20 protein-coding genes are annotated in these 16,766 nt (G+C 47.3%); 13 read left to right on the top strand and 7 right to left on the bottom strand.

Annotated features, from left to right (window positions below; translation table 11 throughout):
• The first annotated feature begins 47 nt into the window (after nucleotides 1–47).
• Together V1467_RS11255 and V1467_RS11250 are read left to right on the top strand one after the other, a co-directional pair.
• Nucleotides 48–1,031 (top strand): aldo/keto reductase, encoded by a 984-nt coding sequence (locus V1467_RS11255; RefSeq protein ID WP_416305070.1) that lies wholly within the window; start codon nucleotides 48–50, stop codon nucleotides 1,029–1,031.
• A gap of 123 nt (nucleotides 1,032–1,154) precedes the next feature.
• The gene (locus tag V1467_RS11250; protein WP_416308694.1) at nucleotides 1,155–1,943 is read left to right on the top strand and encodes an ion transporter; all 789 of its coding nucleotides are present in this window, start codon (nucleotides 1,155–1,157) and stop codon (nucleotides 1,941–1,943) included.
• 13 nt (nucleotides 1,944–1,956) lie between these two features.
• Here the strand turns inward: V1467_RS11250 and V1467_RS11245 are convergent, their stop codons facing one another.
• Complete coding sequence (locus V1467_RS11245; protein ID WP_416305069.1) at nucleotides 1,957–2,409, bottom strand: DUF6265 family protein; 453 nt, start codon at nucleotides 2,407–2,409, stop codon at nucleotides 1,957–1,959.
• Between the two features lie 95 nt (nucleotides 2,410–2,504).
• On the opposite strand from V1467_RS11245, the gene nrdR reads away from it, so the two are divergent.
• The 8 genes from nrdR (at nucleotide 2,505) to V1467_RS11205 (ending at nucleotide 8,432) form a co-directional block, all read left to right on the top strand.
• Complete coding sequence (nrdR, locus tag V1467_RS11240; protein ID WP_416305068.1) at nucleotides 2,505–2,954, top strand: transcriptional regulator NrdR; 450 nt, start codon at nucleotides 2,505–2,507, stop codon at nucleotides 2,952–2,954.
• 2 nt (nucleotides 2,955–2,956) lie between these two features.
• On the top strand, nucleotides 2,957–4,084 hold the full coding sequence (gene ribD / locus V1467_RS11235) for a bifunctional diaminohydroxyphosphoribosylaminopyrimidine deaminase/5-amino-6-(5-phosphoribosylamino)uracil reductase RibD (protein WP_416305067.1): 1,128 nt from the start codon (nucleotides 2,957–2,959) through the stop codon (nucleotides 4,082–4,084).
• Between the two features lie 6 nt (nucleotides 4,085–4,090).
• Nucleotides 4,091–4,759 carry a riboflavin synthase gene (locus V1467_RS11230; RefSeq protein ID WP_416305066.1) on the top strand — a complete coding sequence of 223 codons (669 nt, stop codon included), beginning with the start codon at nucleotides 4,091–4,093 and terminating at the stop codon, nucleotides 4,757–4,759.
• Between the two features lie 7 nt (nucleotides 4,760–4,766).
• Nucleotides 4,767–5,873 (top strand): bifunctional 3,4-dihydroxy-2-butanone-4-phosphate synthase/GTP cyclohydrolase II, encoded by a 1,107-nt coding sequence (gene ribBA / locus V1467_RS11225; protein ID WP_416305065.1) that lies wholly within the window; start codon nucleotides 4,767–4,769, stop codon nucleotides 5,871–5,873.
• Nucleotides 5,874–6,042: 169 nt separating this feature from the next.
• Entirely contained in the window at nucleotides 6,043–6,516 is a 474-nt protein-coding gene (gene ribE / locus V1467_RS11220; protein ID WP_416305064.1) for a 6,7-dimethyl-8-ribityllumazine synthase, read from the top strand.
• An 18-nt stretch (nucleotides 6,517–6,534) separates the two neighbouring features.
• The gene (gene nusB, locus V1467_RS11215) at nucleotides 6,535–6,960 is read left to right on the top strand and encodes a transcription antitermination factor NusB (protein WP_416308693.1); all 426 of its coding nucleotides are present in this window, start codon (nucleotides 6,535–6,537) and stop codon (nucleotides 6,958–6,960) included.
• A gap of 8 nt (nucleotides 6,961–6,968) precedes the next feature.
• The gene (gene thiL / locus V1467_RS11210; RefSeq protein ID WP_416305063.1) at nucleotides 6,969–7,931 is read left to right on the top strand and encodes a thiamine-phosphate kinase; all 963 of its coding nucleotides are present in this window, start codon (nucleotides 6,969–6,971) and stop codon (nucleotides 7,929–7,931) included.
• 12 nt (nucleotides 7,932–7,943) lie between these two features.
• The gene (locus V1467_RS11205; protein ID WP_416305062.1) at nucleotides 7,944–8,432 is read left to right on the top strand and encodes a phosphatidylglycerophosphatase A; all 489 of its coding nucleotides are present in this window, start codon (nucleotides 7,944–7,946) and stop codon (nucleotides 8,430–8,432) included.
• Nucleotides 8,433–8,749: 317 nt separating this feature from the next.
• On the opposite strand, the gene dxs is transcribed toward V1467_RS11205, so the two are convergent.
• Genes dxs through V1467_RS11190 form a run of 3 tightly spaced genes read right to left on the bottom strand, consistent with a single transcriptional unit; the run spans nucleotide 8,750 to nucleotide 11,768 of the window.
• Nucleotides 8,750–10,615, bottom strand: a complete 1,866-nt coding sequence (gene dxs, locus V1467_RS11200; RefSeq protein ID WP_416305061.1) for a 1-deoxy-D-xylulose-5-phosphate synthase — start codon at nucleotides 10,613–10,615, stop codon at nucleotides 8,750–8,752.
• Between the two features lie 14 nt (nucleotides 10,616–10,629).
• The gene (gene ispA / locus V1467_RS11195; protein WP_416305060.1) at nucleotides 10,630–11,517 is read right to left on the bottom strand and encodes a (2E,6E)-farnesyl diphosphate synthase; all 888 of its coding nucleotides are present in this window, start codon (nucleotides 11,515–11,517) and stop codon (nucleotides 10,630–10,632) included.
• Complete coding sequence (locus V1467_RS11190) at nucleotides 11,517–11,768, bottom strand: exodeoxyribonuclease VII small subunit (protein ID WP_416305059.1); 252 nt, start codon at nucleotides 11,766–11,768, stop codon at nucleotides 11,517–11,519. The genes ispA and V1467_RS11190 overlap by 1 nt, the downstream gene beginning before the upstream one ends.
• Nucleotides 11,769–12,032: 264 nt before the next feature.
• Between V1467_RS11190 and pomA the strand changes: the two genes are divergently transcribed.
• From pomA to thiI, 3 genes are all read left to right on the top strand, one after another.
• On the top strand, nucleotides 12,033–12,794 hold the full coding sequence (gene pomA / locus V1467_RS11185) for a flagellar motor protein PomA (RefSeq protein ID WP_416305058.1): 762 nt from the start codon (nucleotides 12,033–12,035) through the stop codon (nucleotides 12,792–12,794).
• A gap of 16 nt (nucleotides 12,795–12,810) precedes the next feature.
• Nucleotides 12,811–13,743 carry a flagellar motor protein MotB gene (locus V1467_RS11180; protein WP_416305057.1) on the top strand — a complete coding sequence of 311 codons (933 nt, stop codon included), beginning with the start codon at nucleotides 12,811–12,813 and terminating at the stop codon, nucleotides 13,741–13,743.
• Nucleotides 13,744–14,004: 261 nt separating this feature from the next.
• On the top strand, nucleotides 14,005–15,465 hold the full coding sequence (gene thiI, locus V1467_RS11175; RefSeq protein ID WP_416305056.1) for a tRNA uracil 4-sulfurtransferase ThiI: 1,461 nt from the start codon (nucleotides 14,005–14,007) through the stop codon (nucleotides 15,463–15,465).
• A 74-nt stretch (nucleotides 15,466–15,539) separates the two neighbouring features.
• On the opposite strand, the gene V1467_RS11170 is transcribed toward thiI, so the two are convergent.
• The 3 genes from V1467_RS11170 to V1467_RS11160 are packed head-to-tail and all read right to left on the bottom strand — an operon-like array spanning nucleotide 15,540 to nucleotide 16,761.
• Nucleotides 15,540–16,076, bottom strand: coding sequence for an NADPH-dependent FMN reductase (locus V1467_RS11170; RefSeq protein ID WP_416305055.1), 537 nt, complete (start codon nucleotides 16,074–16,076; stop codon nucleotides 15,540–15,542).
• Between the two features lie 21 nt (nucleotides 16,077–16,097).
• A complete protein-coding gene (locus tag V1467_RS11165; RefSeq protein ID WP_416305054.1) occupies nucleotides 16,098–16,334 on the bottom strand; it encodes a hypothetical protein in 237 nt (78 codons plus the stop codon).
• A gap of 28 nt (nucleotides 16,335–16,362) precedes the next feature.
• A complete protein-coding gene (locus V1467_RS11160; RefSeq protein ID WP_416308692.1) occupies nucleotides 16,363–16,761 on the bottom strand; it encodes a putative quinol monooxygenase in 399 nt (132 codons plus the stop codon).
• Nucleotides 16,762–16,766: the final 5 nt, after the last annotated feature.

The following is a 16,766-nucleotide window of genomic DNA, read 5'->3' as shown; positions in this document are numbered from 1 at the left end:
GTATAAACGTGATAATAGATAACTTGTAGAGGTTAAACAGGATACTGATGAAATTTAGAACACTTGGACAACAGGGTTTTGAGGTAAGTGAAGTCGGATTAGGTTGCTGGCAACTTGGTGGTGACTGGGGACAGGACTTTGACCAGCAACAGACATTTTCTATTCTTGATGCTGCGCTGGACAACGGTGTCAGTTTTCTGGATACCGCCGATGTGTATGGTGGCGGCAAAAGTGAGAAACTGATTGGCCAGTTTCTTCAACAGAGCGGACAGCAGCCCAAGATAGCCAGCAAATTTGGCCGTGGCGGAGATGTTTTTCCGGATAAATATTCCGAACAGGCGTTACGTGATGGGGTAGAAGCTTCTATAGAGCGTCTGGGAGTGAGTAGTCTGGATTTGCTGCAATTGCATTGTGTGCCTACTCAGGTCTTGCGTGATGGCGAGATATTTGAATGGTTACGCAAACTAAAACAGCAAGGAGTTATCCAGCACTTTGGTGCCAGCGTCGAGACTGTCGAAGAAGGACTTATCTGTCTAGAACAGGAAGGATTATTGTCCTTACAGGTTATTTTTAATCTGTACCGCCAGAAACTGGTCAATGAATTGCTTCCGCAGGCTAAAGAAAAAGGTGTCGGGATTATTGTTCGTTTACCACTGGCTAGCGGGCTGCTAAGTGGTAAATTCAGTGTTGATACACGTTTTGGTCAGTCCGATCACCGCAATTTTAACCAAAATGGTGAATGTTTTAATGTGGGCGAAACTTTTGCCGGCTTGCCCTTTATTAAAGGCGTGGAATTAACCGAGCAGTTAAAACAGTACGCACCTGAAGGCTACAGTATGGCGCAACTGGCCTTGCGCTGGATTTTGGATCATGATGCAGTATCAACCATTATACCCGGTGCCAGTTCGGCGGTTCAGGCCAAAGCCAATGCGGCGATTTCGGAGCTTCCGGCATTGGATGCCGATCTGCATCAGAGCTTAAGCGATTTTTATCATACGCAGGTGCATCAGCATATTCGCGGTCAGTATTAACCCTCCCCGCGATATTTTCTTACAATATCGCCACAGTGCTGTGGCGATTTTTATATTGATAGCCGTTTAAATTCGTTTAAGTTACCCCATTTAGTTAGCACTTTGTCGAATCAAATCGAATTTATGTACGAAACCTTGCAAAACCAGTTATTAAAATTAAAAAACAACCGTTTGTTTGAACTGTTTGTGGTCTCGGTTATTATTATTTCGGCGCTGGAAATCGGCGCCAAGACTTATGATCTGCCGCCGATTGCCAACACCGCCACTTATTTTCTCGATCTGTTTATCACAGTTTTTTTTCTGTTTGAGATCACAGTGCGTTTTATCGCCGAACCGAATAAACGACAGTTCTTTAAATCGGGCTGGAATATCTTTGACACCTTAGTGGTGTTAGTCAGTTTAATTCCAATCCAGGACACGGAAATGGCGTTACTGGCACGACTGGTCCGGGTTTTTCGGGTGCTGCGGATGGTATCGATTATTCCGGAATTACGCATCTTGATAAATTCGTTGCTTAGAGCTTTGCCGCAACTAGGCTATGTGGTGCTGTTGATGTTTATCATCTTCTATATGTACGCGGCGGTTGGCAGCTTTCTGTTCAAGGATATAAATAACGAGTTATGGGGCAATATTGCCATTTCCATGTTGACTTTATTCCGGGTCATGACCTTTGAAGACTGGACTGATGTGCAATATGAAACCATGGATGTGTATCCGTTCAGCTGGATCTATTACCTGACTTTTATTTTCTTCACCGCTTTTGCCTTTTTAAATATGGTCATCGGTATTGTGGTTAATGTAATGGAGCAGGAACATGCCAGGGCCAGACAGGACAATGAGCCCTCGCTGAGTGATTTGCAGCAGGAAATTAGGGAGCTAAAGGAAATGGTGCGCCTGTTATCCAAAAAATAGCAGGGACAGTTTATCACTGCCGGATAAAATTTAGCGTGAAACCCTTACCCTCGTTGTCACGCACGTCAACTTCAAGTTCTGAAGCCGATATCAGCCGATATTCAATCCGGTTGGGAAAATCATGTTGGGCATTATCAAAACGGGCTTGGTGCTCACTGCATTGAGTCAGTTTAAATGCCACAGGTAAGGGATTATGGGGGACTTTGGCAAGATAAAACAGTTCGTTACCCATCAATACCAGTCGCAGACTTTCTTCTGTCACGACTTGACCGGCTTTGATTGTCGATCCCTGTCCTTCCAGAGTATCGGTTGAAATTTGCTGCCAGCTTTCGGTTATTTGCGTTGTTTGACCCTGAGTGGACCAGTTACCAACCAGCCACTGATAGTGAACGGGCTGACGACAATCTGCCTGACAAAATGTGCTATAAAAACTGAACAGTAAATAGAATACAGTGGTTTGTCGCATAACTAACTCTTTGATCAAGCTGTTGCTTGGCGGTATTTTTTGATAGCTTAGCGGCAATTTAACAACTTACCAGCCTGTCAGGTAGAGATACCATTATGTTTTGTCCATTTTGTTCGGCTCAGGAAACCAAAGTCATTGATTCCAGATTAGTGGCAGAGGGCCATCAGGTACGCAGACGCCGTGAATGCATTAGTTGCCATGAACGTTTTACCACTTTTGAAACTGCAGAACTGGTGATGCCACGTGTGGTCAAACGTGATGGTTCACGTGAGCCTTTTAACGAAGATAAATTGCGCGCCGGTTTACAGCGGGCACTGGAAAAGCGTCCGGTTGATACCGAAAAAGTGGAGGAGTGCATAAACCGGATCAAATCCGCGCTGCGTGCAACGGGTGAACGGGAAGTCAGCAGCGAACTGGTGGGTAACCTGATTATGGACGGCCTCAAAGAGCTGGATAAAGTGGCCTACGTGAGGTTTGCCTCGGTTTATCGTTCATTTGAAGATATTCGTGAGTTTGGTGAGGAAATCGCCCGCCTGGGAGACTGAGTATGTCAGCATTTAGCGCCAACGATCACGCCATGATGAGTTTGGCGTTGCAGTTAGCCGAACGAGGTATCTACACGACGTCGCCGAATCCTATGGTGGGGTGTGTGGTGGTCAGTTCTGACGGTGATATCGTCGGGCAGGGGTGGCATCAGCGGGCAGGCGGGCCCCATGCTGAAATTTTTGCCTTGCGGCAGGCGGGTAACAAGGCTGCCAATGCAACAGTTTATGTGACACTGGAACCCTGCAGCCATCATGGGCGAACACCACCCTGTGCGGAAGCCTTGATCAAGGCAGGTGTCAAAAAAGTAATCTGTGCCATGGTTGACCCGAATCCGCAAGTGTCCGGACGAGGAATGGAGTTATTGGCCAATGCCGGGATTGAGACAGCCAGTGGTTTATTAGAGCATCAAGCCAGTCAGCTCAATCGTGGCTTTATTAAAAGAATGCAACAGGGTAAACCTTTTGTATCATTGAAAATGGCCGCCAGTCTGGACGGTAAAATTGCTTTAAACAACGGCCATAGCCAATGGATTACCGGCACTGCAGCGCGTCGCGAAGTGCAGTCCTATCGTGCCAGAAGCTGCGCCATTTTAACCGGTTCAGGCACAGTATTGGCAGATGATCCGCTATTGAATGTGCGTTTTGACGAGCTGCATAATCCACCTAGATTTTTGACCGCAGACAATATACGCCAGCCGCTGCGGGTTATTATTGACAGTCAGAATAAAGTCTCCAGCCAACATCGAATCGTCAATCAGGGCGATGAGGTGTTATTGGTAAATAAAAACGTTAATCCACAGCCGTTTTCTGCCCATGTAAGTCAGTGGCAAGGGCCGGGTAATCTGGTCGGGAAAATGGATTTGGGGGCAATATTAGCCCATATGGGACAATTGCAGATTAATCAAGTCTGGGTGGAAGCGGGAGCAGGCTTGGCGGGTGCGCTGCTTGCGGCAAAACTGATTGATGAAATGATTATTTATATTGCCCCCAGGATAATGGGCGACAAGAGCCAAAATTTACTCAATCTGCCTCTGTTTGAACACATGGAGCAGACGATTGGGTTACAATGGCAGGATGTTCGACAGATTGGTGATGATTTAAAAATTGTTGCCACACCTCTTTACCAATAGGTTTTTATGTTTACAGGTATTATTGCTGCAACCGGCACCATTCAACACTTACAAAATAACGGTTCTGATGTCCGTTTGCGGGTTAATGTCGGCAAACTGGATATGTCCGATGTCGCGTTGGGTGACAGTATCGCCACCAATGGGGTTTGTTTGACGGTTGTTGAGTTTGATCAGCATCACTTTAGTGCCGATGTGTCGTCGGAGACGATTGCCAGAAGCGGTTTTGCCCATTACACCAATGGCCAGGGAGTTAATCTGGAAAAAGCCATGCTGGCCACTTCACGCTTTGGCGGCCATATAGTCAGTGGCCATGTTGATGGTGTAGGGGAAGTCAAAAGTATTGAAGATAAGGGCAAAGCGGTTGAAATCTGGGTAACTGCCCCCACTGATCTGGCCAGATATATTGCCGAGAAGGGATCGGTGACAGTAGATGGCGTCAGCCTGACCATTAATGAAGTCAATGGCGCAATGTTTAGATTAACTTTGGTCCCCCATACCCTGCAAGAAACTATTATCGGGGGGTATAAGCCCGGTAGTCGGGTGAATCTCGAAGTCGATGTCATTGCCCGTTATCTGGAACGACTTATGTTAGTCGACAGGGCTGCCGACACAACAAAACAAACAGATATCAGCCTGGCCTTTCTGGCTGAAAACGGTTATCTGAATAAAGGTTAAATACACTATGCTTAACACCACCGCCGAGATCCTGGACGATATTCGTCAGGGTAAAATGGTTATTTTGATGGATGATGAAGATCGCGAGAATGAAGGCGATCTGATCATGGCAGCGGAGCATGTAACGCCGCAGGCAATTAATTTTATGGTCACCCACGCACGTGGCCTGGTTTGTTTACCCATGACTGAAGAGCGTTGCCGCAGGCTGAATTTACCCTTGATGGTAGACAATAATGGCGCGCAATTCAGCACCAATTTTACCGTGTCGATTGAAGCGGCAAGCGGAGTTACTACCGGTATTTCTGCTGCAGACCGGGCGCGAACTATTTTGGCGGCAGTTGCGACGGATGCCAAAGCCAGTGATATTGTTCAGCCGGGCCATATTTTCCCGTTAATTGCCAAGCAAGGAGGAGTGTTAAATCGCGCCGGACATACCGAAGCGGGGGTGGATTTGGCCCGTTTGGCAGGTTGTGAACCGGCCAGCGTCATTGTCGAGGTGCTTAATGAAGACGGCAGTATGGCCCGTCGACCAGAACTGGAATTGTTTGCCGCCAAACACAATATTAAAATTGGCACCATTGCCGATTTGATTGAATATCGCAATTTGCATGAAACCACCATCGAGAAAATAGCCGAGTGCAAATTACCTACCGAATATGGTGAGTTTGATTTATTCACCTATAAAGACGTGATTGACAACCAATTACATTTTGCGTTGCGCAAAGGCGCTATTGAACAAGATCAAGCCACTCTGGTCAGAGTCCATTTACAGGATACCTTCAGTGATATGCTAGGCTCGGTGCGCTCGGTAGAACGCAGCATGAACTTGCCTTGTGCAATGAAAATGATCGGTGAGCAGGGTGGGGTACTGGTGATTCTGGGTAAAAAAGAGTCTGAGCAGGATATTGTGCAGAAGATACATCAGTTTGCTGCCGAAGATCGGGGCGAAAAACCGGCCGGCGCAACTTGGCGCGGCAGTTCTCGTACCGTAGGCGTTGGGTGTCAAATATTGGCGTCGCTTGGCGTGCATAAAATGCGTTTGCTGAGCAAACCGAAGAAATATTCTGCTTTGTCCGGTTATGGTCTGGAAATTGTCGAATATGTTGGTGACTGAACTAGGCTGTGTGCTCAGTGAGAGAGAAATTTTCATCGCTTAACAGCGATAGATATGACAGTTAAGCCGCCTGCAGGATTAACAGGTAAAATACTCGTCCCTGATTGGGATGTTCCGTGCTATAATTTGCGCCGCATTTTTTTCGGCAGATTTTTGACAGGAAATCAATATGAATATCATTGAAGGTAATATCCGTGCAACAGGTAAAAAATTTGCTCTTGTTGTTTCCCGTTTTAACAGTTTTGTGGTTGAGAGTCTGGTTGACGGAGCATTAGATGCGCTAGAACGTCACGGAGAGGTCAACGATCAGGATATTACCCTGGTAAGGGTTCCGGGTGCTTATGAATTGCCTTTGGTGGCAAAAAAGCTGGCTGAGTCGAAAAAATTTGATGCAATTATCGCCTTGGGTGCGGTAATCCGTGGTGGCACACCTCATTTTGATTTTGTCGCCGGTGAGTGCAATAAAGGTTTGGCTCAGGTGTCCCTTGAATACGGTATTCCGGTGTCTTTTGGCGTAATCACTACCGACAGTATCGAGCAGGCAATCGAACGTTCTGGCACTAAAGCCGGCAACAAAGGTGTTGATGCCGCTTTAGGTGCGCTTGAAATGGTCAATGTTGTTGCCCAGATTGCCGGGGAATAATTGATGAAACCTGCAACTATGAAGCCTGCGGCACGGCGCAATGCCAGAGAACTGGCGTTACAAGCGGTGTACTCCTGGCAGATGACAGGCAATCCGGTCAAACAGATTGAGTTGCATATGGCCACAACTAACGACATGACCAAAGTTGATATGGCCTATTTCCAGGAACTGCTCAGCCAGGTTGTGGCTCGTGTTGGTGAACTGGATGACAAAATCAAACCCTATCTCGGACGTTTGCCGGAAGAACTGGATCCGGTCGAAAAAGCCATTATTCGTATCGCCACTTATGAGTTGCAGCATCGTGTTGACGTACCTTTCAAGGTTGTTATTAACGAAGCGATTGAACTTGCCAAGTCTTTTGGTGCCGAAGAGAGCCATAAATTTGTCAACGGCGTACTGGATAAAGCAATCCATTATTTCCGTAAACATGAACGAGCCGAATAAAATAAAACGTGAAAGAATTTACGATTATCGATAGTTTCTTTAAACAGAGAAGCTATCAGCGCAAGGATGTCCTGATCGGAATTGGCGATGATTGTGCCGTCAGTTCAGTCGCGGCCGGCCAAAATCTGGCGGTTACCACCGATACTTTGATTAACGGCGTACATTTTCCCGAGAATACCTCTCCCCAGGCTATTGCCCACAAAGCTGTGGCGGTTAATTTAAGTGATTTGGCGGCCATGGGAGCCGAACCTGCCTGGATCAATTTATCTCTGTCTGTACCTAAAGTGGATGAACAGTGGCTTGACGAATTCTCTCAAGGGATGCGTGAACTGTGTGAATATTACTCTGTTCAACTTATTGGTGGCGATACCGTCAAAGGTCCGTTGAGTATTACTATTACTGCGATGGGCTTTATTCCTGAACAACAGGCGTTAACCCGCAGTGGCGCCAAGCCCGGAGATCTGCTGTTTGTTACCGGCACCCTAGGTGATGCCGCACTGGGACTGGATGTTGTGCAGAAAAAGGTTGAAGTGCCCTATAAATTCCGTGATGCCCTGGTTAACCGGTTAAACTTCCCCACACCCAGAGTCCTGGCAGGAACTACGCTGCGTCGTCTGGCCACAGCCTGTATTGATATTTCCGACGGAATGCTATCTGACTTGAAACATGTGTTGAATGCATCAAACTGTGGAGCGGTGGTACAAATTGATAAAATTCCGCTGTCACAGGCATTGTTGGAAAGTGTCGAGCCTGAACAAGGTATCCAGTACGCGTTAACCGGTGGGGATGATTACGAACTATTATTCTGTGTCCCGGAAGAACAAAAAGGTAATTTGGATAGAGCGTTGTTGCATTCCAATGTCGCCATTACCTGTATAGGACAGATGACCGGCCAGCCAGGCAAGCTGGAATTGCAGCTGAATAAACAGCCATTCAACTTTAATGTTCGCGGTTATGAACATTTTAGTTAGGACTGCGTGTTAATGGATCGTCAGCTTAGGCAGCGCATCCGATTTACCCATCCTGCCCATTTCCTGGCATTAGGCTTTGGTTCCGGTCTGGCGTCTTTTTTGCCGGGCACATTCGGGACGTTAGCGGCGATTCCACTGTATTGGTTGCTTAGTGATTTAGCTTTAATCTGGTATGTGCTGGTGGCCATCATCAGTTCCGTTGCCGGTATCTGGATTTGTGGTCGCACCGCGATAGATATGGGTGTGCATGATCATTCTGCTATTGTCTGGGATGAAGTGGCCGGTTTCTTGATCACCATGATCGCCGTTCCCCTGAATATGACCAATATTGTGGCCGGTTTTATCCTGTTTCGACTGTTCGATATTCTCAAGCCCTGGCCAATCAGCTATCTGGATAAGCACGTCCACGGCGGGTTCGGCATTATGGCCGACGATGTATTAGCCGGTGTGTTTGCCATGCTGTCTATGCATGGTTTGCTATATCTGGGTTGGTTAGGTTAATAATAACCAGTGACGGTTTTTGAGCTAAAAAGCAAAATTGACCACAGAGACACAGGGTTCACAGAGAAGTGAATTTAAAGCAAAAACTGGAGCCCCTACCGATACATCGCAGGGATGACGGGTAAGAGCACCGTATGGTTGAAACAGGTGGGCTAAAGCCACAACCTACAGTAGATCATGGTAGATTGTAGGTCGGCATTTATGCCGTCAGTATTGTTTATTCCCCACCCGAAGCTGTGTTTTTTCTCTGCGCCTCTGTGGTTAATACTGATTTTAATCCTTTAGCTCGAAGCCCGCTACTCGCAGCTAGTCGCTGGTTACTTCTGCTTAAAACCCTGGATTTTCTGGACAATGCCCTGAGTATCCAGCCCCAGTTCGGTATACATCTGTTCCTGGGTACCCTGCAAAATAAACTGATCCGGCAAACCGATTTTAAGTAAGCCTGAGGTTAATTGTTGATCTTGCAAATATTCGCCAACGGCGCTGCCTGCACCACCTGAAATCGCATTATCTTCCAGGGTCACCAGCAGATCGTGGGATTGCGCCAGTTGATCGATTATCTGAGTATCAAGCGGTTTAACAAAACGCATATCAACCAGGGTGGCATCCAGTTGTTCGGCAGCGGGTAGCGCAAAACCGATTAACGTGCCGAAGTTCAGGATTGCAATAGACTTGCCTTCACGGCGAGTGACGGATTTGCCCATCGGCAATGTTTGCATGGTTTTTTCGAGCGGGGTGCCAATTCCGTTACCGCGAGGATAGCGCACTGCCGCAGGGCCTGAGTGCTGATAGCCGGTATATAACATCTGGCGGCATTCGTTTTCATCCGAAGGCGTCATAATCACCATATTGGGGATACAGCGCATAAAGGAAATATCAAACGCACCCTGATGGGTTGGGCCATCGGCGCCGACAATTCCAGCCCGATCAATTGCAAATAATACCGGCAGGTTCTGCAACGCCACATCGTGGATAAGCTGATCGTATGCGCGCTGCAAGAAAGTGGAGTAAATTGCCACCACAGGTTTAAGGCCATCGCGTGCCAAGCCAGCCGCAAAAGTCACGGCATGTTGTTCGGCAATGGCGACATCGAAATATTGCTGCGGAAACTGTTTGGAAAACCTCACCATGCCGGAGCCTTCTCGCATGGCGGGGGTAATTGCCATTAGCTTGTCGTCGTTTTCAGCCATATCGCATAGCCAGTCGCCAAAAATAGCCGAGAAGCTCATTTTACTGCTGGTGGATTGTGGCAAGCTGTTATCGGCCGGATTAAACTTGGGGACGGCGTGGTATTTAATCGGATCTTTTTCGGCGCACTCGAAACCTTTGCCTTTTTTGGTGACGACATGCAGGATTTGCGGGCCATCCATCTTGCGCATATTGCGCAAGGTATCGACCATGGCATTGACATCGTGACCGTCGATAGGGCCAATATAATTAAACCCCAATTCCTCAAAAATGGTGCCGGGGACCACCATACCTTTAATATGTTCTTCTGCGCGGCTGGCAAATTCCTTGATGGGCGGTACATTATTGAGAATTTTTTTACTGCCTTCACGAATACTGTTAAACAAGTTACCCGTGAGCAGTTTGGCGAGATGACTATTGAGAGCGCCGACATTTTCGGAAATCGACATCTCGTTATCATTAAGAATAACCAGCATATCCTTGTGAATATCGCCAGCATGATTGAGCGCCTCAAACGCCATGCCGGCGGTTAAGGCTCCGTCACCAATCACGGCAACCACCTTACGGCCTTTGTTTTCTTTTTCGGCCGCTACGGCCATCCCCAGTGCTGCGCTGATGGAGGTCGATGAATGTCCGACGGCAAAAGTGTCGTAATGACTTTCAGGAGGCCAGGGAAAAGGGTGTAAGCCGTTTTTCTGGCGAATAGTCGGCATTTCCGCTCTGCGGCCGGTCAAGATTTTATGCGGATAGGCTTGATGTCCCACATCCCAGATAAGCCGATCAAAAGGGGTGTTATACACATAATGCAGGGCGACGGTCAGTTCGACAGTACCTAACCCCGAGGCAAAATGGCCACTACTCATGCTGACACTGGTTAACAGATATTGGCGCAGTTCGTCGGCTAGTGTGCGCAGTTTATCTTGCGATAGCTGGCGAAGTTCTTCCGGGGTATCAGCCAACGCCAATACAGGGTAATGCTCTAAGTCTAGGCTCATGAATTATATAATTATTAGTGATCGCGTTGAATAATATAGGCAGTAAAAGACTGCAATAATTGTGTATTGTAAGGCAAAGCGTGCAAAGCTTGAAGTGCTTGATTGTATAGCGACAGCGCTTCGTTGCGGGCATTTTGTAAACCTAACAGGGAAGGGTAGGTGGATTTGTTCGCCAGTTGATCCGATCCTTGCGGTTTTCCGAGTGTTTCAGTATCGGCCACCACATCAAGAATATCGTCCTGAACCTGAAAGGCCAGACCAATTGCATCTGCATATTCAGCAATGATTTTTTGTTGTGCTAACGGTTGATTAGTCACCAGTGCTGCCATATTCAACGCGGCCTTAATCAGCGCGCCGGTTTTTTTATGATGGAGTTCGCGTAGTTGCTCAATGGTTATTTGTTTGTCGGTACTGGCTAAGTCCATTGCCTGTCCACCACACATTCCTTGATATCCCGCCGCTTTGGCCAGTTCAGTAATCAATGCCAGACGTTGAGGTTCGGCGCTGGCAGACAAGGGCTGTTGAGTCAAAATTTCAAATGCCAGAGTTTGCAGGGCATCACCCGCCAGTATTGCGGTGGCTTCATTGAAGGCGATATGACAGGTGGGGTGACCGCGCCGCAAATCATCATCATCCATTGCCGGTAAATCATCATGGATTAAAGAGTAGGCGTGAATACATTCAATTGCCGCGGCACAAACGTCCAAGTCATTGATATCGGCCTGACAGGCTTCTCCTATCGCGTAAATCAAAAAAGGCCGGATACGTTTTCCGCCCATCAGCAACCCGTAGGCCATGGCCTGTTTTAATTCAGGGGCATGCTCGGGAAGAGATTGAATATGGTGGTCAAGCAGCTGATTGATGCGCTGAAGATAGTGTTGCTGAGAGGGGCGCCAGTCCATTATTCGCCTTGATCGTCTTGCTCGAAATCGATAAGTTTCTCTTGTCCCTGCTGCTGCATCAGAATCTTGACTTTCTGTTCTGCTTCGCTGAGCTTGGTTTGGCTATTACGTGCCAGCATAATGCCACGTTCAAATTGCTGCAGCGCCAGATCCAGTTCCAGATCGCCCTGTTCCATTTGTGTGACGATGCTTTCAAGTTCTTGCAGAGATTGTTCGAAAGACAGGTTTTCGGTTTTTTTGTTACTGGTCATTTGGCGCCTCTTAATGCTGAGCGCACCTTACCTGAGGGGCCAAACGGGGTCAAACAGTTTTGGCTGACAAAATTGCTTTAGAAATCCGTTTAAACGTCGATAAAATGATGAAATAAGTCAGAGACTTAAGTTGTGCAAAGTGGGTTAATTTGCAATTCAATTCAATTGGTTTACGTTAATATAGTCGCCAGACAGATGTTTTGGGCTTGAATAATAGGCTTATCGAGCTTGCCGGTACAAGGGTTGGAAATTGGAGATATATAGGTGGATTTAGCAACGATCATTGGTCTTATCGGCTCTATTGGCTTTATTGTAATGGCCATGTTGATGGGCGGTGAATTGGCCATGTTTATCAATGTGCCATCAATACTTATTGTGTTTTGTGGTTCATTTTTTGTGGTAATGATTTCCTTTACATTGGGCCAATTTTTCAACGCCGGTAAAATTGCGGTTAAAGCCTTTATGTTCAAAATAGAACAGCCGGAAGACCTGATTCAGCAAATCGTGCAAATGGCCGATGCAGCTCGAAAAGGTGGCTTTTTAGCGTTGGAGGAAGCCGAAATCGATTCGCCTTTTATGCAAAAAGGGGTGGATATGCTGGTGGATGGTCACGATGTTGATGTGGTGCGCGATACCCTGGCAAAAGATATTTCCATGACCAGTGAGCGGCATGAATTTGGTGCCACTATATTTAAAGGATTGGGGGATATTGCTCCGGCGATGGGAATGATAGGTACCCTGATTGGACTGGTGGCGATGTTGTCCAATATGGATGATCCCAAATCTATCGGTCCGGCCATGGCGGTTGCCTTGTTAACCACCTTGTACGGGGCCTTTATGGCTAACGTTATCTGTATTCCGATCTCCGATAAACTGAAAAACCGGGCTGCGCAGGAAAAACTCAATCAGTCATTGATCCTTGATGGCGTAGTGGGGATTGCTGACGGCCAGAACCCGCGTGTTATTGAAGGTCTACTGAAAAATTATATCGCCGAAAGCAAGCGTGTTGTTGAAGCTGACGAGTAAAGTGACAGGATAAGCGATGAGTAGCAACGAACAGGAATGCCCTAAATGTCCACCGGTCGGTTTACCTGCCTGGATGGGGACCTTTGCCGATTTGATGTCGTTGCTGATGTGCTTTTTTGTGTTGCTATTGTCCTTTTCCGAAATGGACGTACTTAAATTCAAGCAAATTGCCGGCTCGATGAAGTTTGCCTTTGGTGTGCAAAATAAAATTGAGGTCAAAGATATTCCTAAGGGCACCAGCGTGATTGCGATGGAGTTTCGACCTGGTCGCCCTGATCCTACACCGATAGAAAATATTCAGCAGCAGACCATGGAAATGACCCAACCGGCGCTAGAGTTTAAAGCGGGTAAACAGTCATCTTCCGGTGGTCAGCAAAATCAGCGTGGTGATCAAACCGGTGGGCAAGCGCAACAAACAGCGGTTGATCAGTCCAGTTCATCCAGCGAAAGTGCGTCGGAAAGTGAACAAATCAGCGAAATGATGAACAAGGTTGCCGAGCAGCTACAGGAACAAATTCTGGATGGTGCTATCGAAATGGAATCGCTCGGTCAACAACTGACCATTCGTATTCGCGAACACGGGGCTTTTTCAGCCGGTTCAGCCTTTTTACAGCCACAATTTAAGCCTATTTTGCGTAAGATTGGCACATTGTTAGGCGATATGGCCGGTGAAGTGTATGTTTCCGGGCATAGTGATAACCAGAATATTGCTAACGAACTCTATAGCTCCAACTGGGATTTATCCGCTCAACGTGCTGTCGCGGTAGCCGAAGAACTGCGCAAAGCGCCCGGATTCGATGAAAGTCGCATGGTGGTAGTCGGGCGCGCTGCCAGCCAGCCGTTAACCGACAACGTGACAGCTGAAGATCGCAGCCGTAATCGCCGGGTAGAAATCACTATCTTGCAAGGCAAGGCTAAAGAGTCCGATCCGATTTCGGTACTGGAATAATTACCGCATATTTTTGCATCAAATGATGGTTTATGCCCATCCGTATAAACAAGTGCTCTCTCAGCGAGAATTGAAACGGGCTTAACCAAGGCGCTTGAATGACGTAATAGCGGTACTCTTTCGAATTTAAGCAACGCAGAGTAAGCCCGTTTAAAAACCGCCCAGAGGGAATGCCCCAGCGGCATTCTGAGTCGTCACTTGTTTATACGGATGGGCATTAGGTATAATCCGCAGCCATTCTTTTTGCCTGACAGTCTTTTCATGAAATTTATCATCAAGCTCCATCCTGAAATCACCATTAAAAGTAAATCGGTACGCAAGCGTTTTACTAAAATATTGGAATCCAATATTCGCAATATTTTCAAGCCTTACGGATTTCAGGTGGGGGTGAGGAACCATTGGGATAAACTGGAAATGTCGGCCCGAACCGAAGATCCTGCTGACAAACAGGCGGTGATTGAACAGTTGCAGCGCATTCCGGGCATAGAGCAAATCCTTGAAGTCAGGGAAAGCACCTTTACTGATCTGGATGATATCTATCAGCAAGTCAAAGCGGTCTGGCACGACAAGCTAAAAGGTAAAAGCTTTGCGGTAAGAGTTAAACGTCGTGGTAATCATGAGTTTACCTCGCCAGAAATCGGCCGATATGTTGGCGGAGGACTTAACCAGTTTTGTGAAACCGGCGGAGTCAGTCTGAGCAATCCCGACATTACTGTTAATCTGGAAGTAGAACATGATCGGTTGTTTATGGTCGATCAGCGCCTGGTGGGGTTAGGAGGATTTCCGATCCCTACTCAGGATGACGTGTTATCGCTGATGTCAGGCGGCTTTGATTCGGGCGTAGCCAGTTATCAGATGATCCGTCGTGGCGCCCGTACTCATTACTGCTTTTTCCGTTTAGGTGGAGAACAGCATGAAATCGGGGTTAAACAGGTCAGTCACTATCTATGGCAGCGCTATGGTGCTTCGCATAAAGTGAAATTTATCACTGTTGATTTTGCTCCCATAGTTAGCGAGATTCTGGAAAAGGTCGAAAATTCGCAAATGGGTGTGGTGCTAAAACGTATGATGCTCAGGGTCGCGACCCGTGTGGCAGAACATTTTGGCATCTCGGCATTGGTTACCGGTGAAAGTCTCGGGCAAGTTTCCAGCCAAACTTTAGCCAATTTGTCGGTAATTGATAAAGTCACCGATATGCTGGTGTTACGTCCGCTGATTTGTGCCGACAAACAGGAAATCATTAATACAGCTAAAGCTATTGGTACCGAAGATTTTGCCCGCACCATGCCGGAATACTGTGGCGTTATTTCTAAAAAACCCACGGTGCGTGCGGTGATGGAAAAAGTACAAGCGGAAGAACAGAATTTTGATATGACCTTGCTCGATCAGGCACTGGAAAATGTCGAAGTGATGGATATTCGTCGCATTGCCGAAATGGCCAACGAGGAAGTCAGGGAAGTTGAAACGGTTAGTCAGCTTAGCGCCGGTTCAGTGGTATTGGATATACGCAGTCGTGAAGAACAGGAAGAGGCGCCATTGTTGATCGATAACATAGAAGTGCAGCATATTCCGTTTTTTAAACTGGCGACCACTTTTGGCGATTTGGACCAGTCCCACGATTATTTTTTATATTGTGACCGGGGAGTGATGAGTAAACTGCAGGCGTTGCTGTTGCATGAGCAGGGCTACAGCAATGTGTCGGTTTATCGGCGTAAGGCGTAAATAACCCCAACGCTGCCAAGTGCAAAAAGAGCGTTATTGAGAGGCGTGGCTAATCCCGAGCTGGGGTTAAATACCTAATCGAGTTCTTTTAACTCACAGTACAGTTTATCCAGCGCATGACGCAATGCCGCAGCTATTTGTGGCTGGTCTATTATGCCCTGACAATCCAGTTCGCTTCCCAGCAGTGGAATTGCCACACAGGCTGATTCGATAATATTGCCCGACATAGTGGTAATGACTTCGCGTAATGACGCCTGGGCATGTGTTGCACGTGGTGAAGTGTTCACCAGCATGACAGGCATATTGACAAATTCTTCGCCGCTAACCAGCCAGTCCAGTGTATTTTTCATCGGACCACTAATGCCATGGGCATATTCCGGGCTGGCAATAATCAATGCGTCCGCACCTGACAAGGCGTTGCGCAAATTTTGCAACGCCGGGATAGGCTGATCTTCCAGATCAGGATTGAACAGCGGTAACTGATCCATTTGGCTGTAAATCCTGATGTTAATCTGTGCCGGAGCAAGATAACTCAACGCCTGCAATGCCGCCGAGTTATAAGAATGTTGTCGCAGACTCCCCGATATCGCCAGGATATTTTTATGCTTCATGGGCAACCAGGTGGCTAATGACTAGCTATTTTCCTTTTGGTCAGACGGAATGTCATCGCATAACGCACAGGCCACACCTTTACGTGAGTAATATAAGCGCGTTGCGGTAAAAATGGCGGTGGTGATGAGCCCCCATAACAAGGCAAACTCAATTGCATCTGCAAAAGCGTGCCCTTTGAGCAACTCCACAATAAACAGCACTGCGACAACGCCAACAAAGACAGTCAAGGTCCGCTTTATCCAGAACGTTATACCCATATTTTCCTCCGGTTATATCCAGTTAAGATTAATTCGACGACAGATCCTGGCCACCAACAGGGATTGTTTCAAAGCGTTCACCAAATCCGGCGATAATGGGCTTGCCTTTGGCGATAGCCTGTTGCACAGACGGCAGTGACAGGGACGCCTGATGACTTTGCTGACTGTCCCAGACTTCGGTGATCCAGATGGCATTTGGATCAGTGCTGTCTTTGGCGACAATATAACTCAGGCAGCCAGGCATTCCGCTGATACCTTCGAGTAGAATATCAATTAGTTTGTCCCGTTGGCCTTCTGTGGCCAGCATTTTTCCAATTAAGCCATACATATTCTTCGCTCCTTTTTGTGCCCCGCTGGTAGGTAGGGTAAATGCCGCAACCGATGCACTGGCAGCAGCAATAAATGAACGTCGGGTCATGGGTAGCATATCAG

The sequence above is a fragment of the Neptunicella plasticusilytica genome (assembly GCF_047922965.1).
Classification (GTDB): Bacteria; Pseudomonadota; Gammaproteobacteria; order Enterobacterales; family Alteromonadaceae; genus Neptunicella; species Neptunicella plasticusilytica.
This window is presented reverse-complemented; position numbering and strand designations above follow the sequence as displayed.

Bases quoted from the DNA above. Each gene is read 5' to 3' on its own strand.
- nrdR (WP_416305068.1), top strand. From the start codon at position 2,505: ATGTTTTGTCCATTTTGTTCGGCTCAGGAAACCAAAGTCATTGATTCC.
- ribD (WP_416305067.1), top strand. From the start codon at position 2,957: ATGTCAGCATTTAGCGCCAACGATCACGCCATGATGAGTTTGGCGTTG.
- V1467_RS11190 (WP_416305059.1), bottom strand. From the start codon at position 11,768: ATGACCAGTAACAAAAAAACCGAAAACCTGTCTTTCGAACAATCTCTG.
- V1467_RS11165 (WP_416305054.1), bottom strand. From the start codon at position 16,334: ATGGGTATAACGTTCTGGATAAAGCGGACCTTGACTGTCTTTGTTGGC.
- V1467_RS11160 (WP_416308692.1), bottom strand. From the start codon at position 16,761: ATGCTACCCATGACCCGACGTTCATTTATTGCTGCTGCCAGTGCATCG.
- V1467_RS11255 (WP_416305070.1), top strand. From the start codon at position 48: ATGAAATTTAGAACACTTGGACAACAGGGTTTTGAGGTAAGTGAAGTC.
- thiI (WP_416305056.1), top strand. From the start codon at position 14,005: ATGAAATTTATCATCAAGCTCCATCCTGAAATCACCATTAAAAGTAAA.
- V1467_RS11230 (WP_416305066.1), top strand. From the start codon at position 4,091: ATGTTTACAGGTATTATTGCTGCAACCGGCACCATTCAACACTTACAA.
- V1467_RS11245 (WP_416305069.1), bottom strand. From the start codon at position 2,409: ATGCGACAAACCACTGTATTCTATTTACTGTTCAGTTTTTATAGCACA.
- ispA (WP_416305060.1), bottom strand. From the start codon at position 11,517: ATGGACTGGCGCCCCTCTCAGCAACACTATCTTCAGCGCATCAATCAG.
- ribE (WP_416305064.1), top strand. From the start codon at position 6,043: ATGAATATCATTGAAGGTAATATCCGTGCAACAGGTAAAAAATTTGCT.
- ribBA (WP_416305065.1), top strand. From the start codon at position 4,767: ATGCTTAACACCACCGCCGAGATCCTGGACGATATTCGTCAGGGTAAA.
- V1467_RS11170 (WP_416305055.1), bottom strand. From the start codon at position 16,076: ATGAAGCATAAAAATATCCTGGCGATATCGGGGAGTCTGCGACAACAT.
- dxs (WP_416305061.1), bottom strand. From the start codon at position 10,615: ATGAGCCTAGACTTAGAGCATTACCCTGTATTGGCGTTGGCTGATACC.
- V1467_RS11250 (WP_416308694.1), top strand. From the start codon at position 1,155: ATGTACGAAACCTTGCAAAACCAGTTATTAAAATTAAAAAACAACCGT.
- V1467_RS11205 (WP_416305062.1), top strand. From the start codon at position 7,944: ATGGATCGTCAGCTTAGGCAGCGCATCCGATTTACCCATCCTGCCCAT.
- V1467_RS11180 (WP_416305057.1), top strand. From the start codon at position 12,811: ATGAGTAGCAACGAACAGGAATGCCCTAAATGTCCACCGGTCGGTTTA.
- nusB (WP_416308693.1), top strand. From the start codon at position 6,535: ATGAAGCCTGCGGCACGGCGCAATGCCAGAGAACTGGCGTTACAAGCG.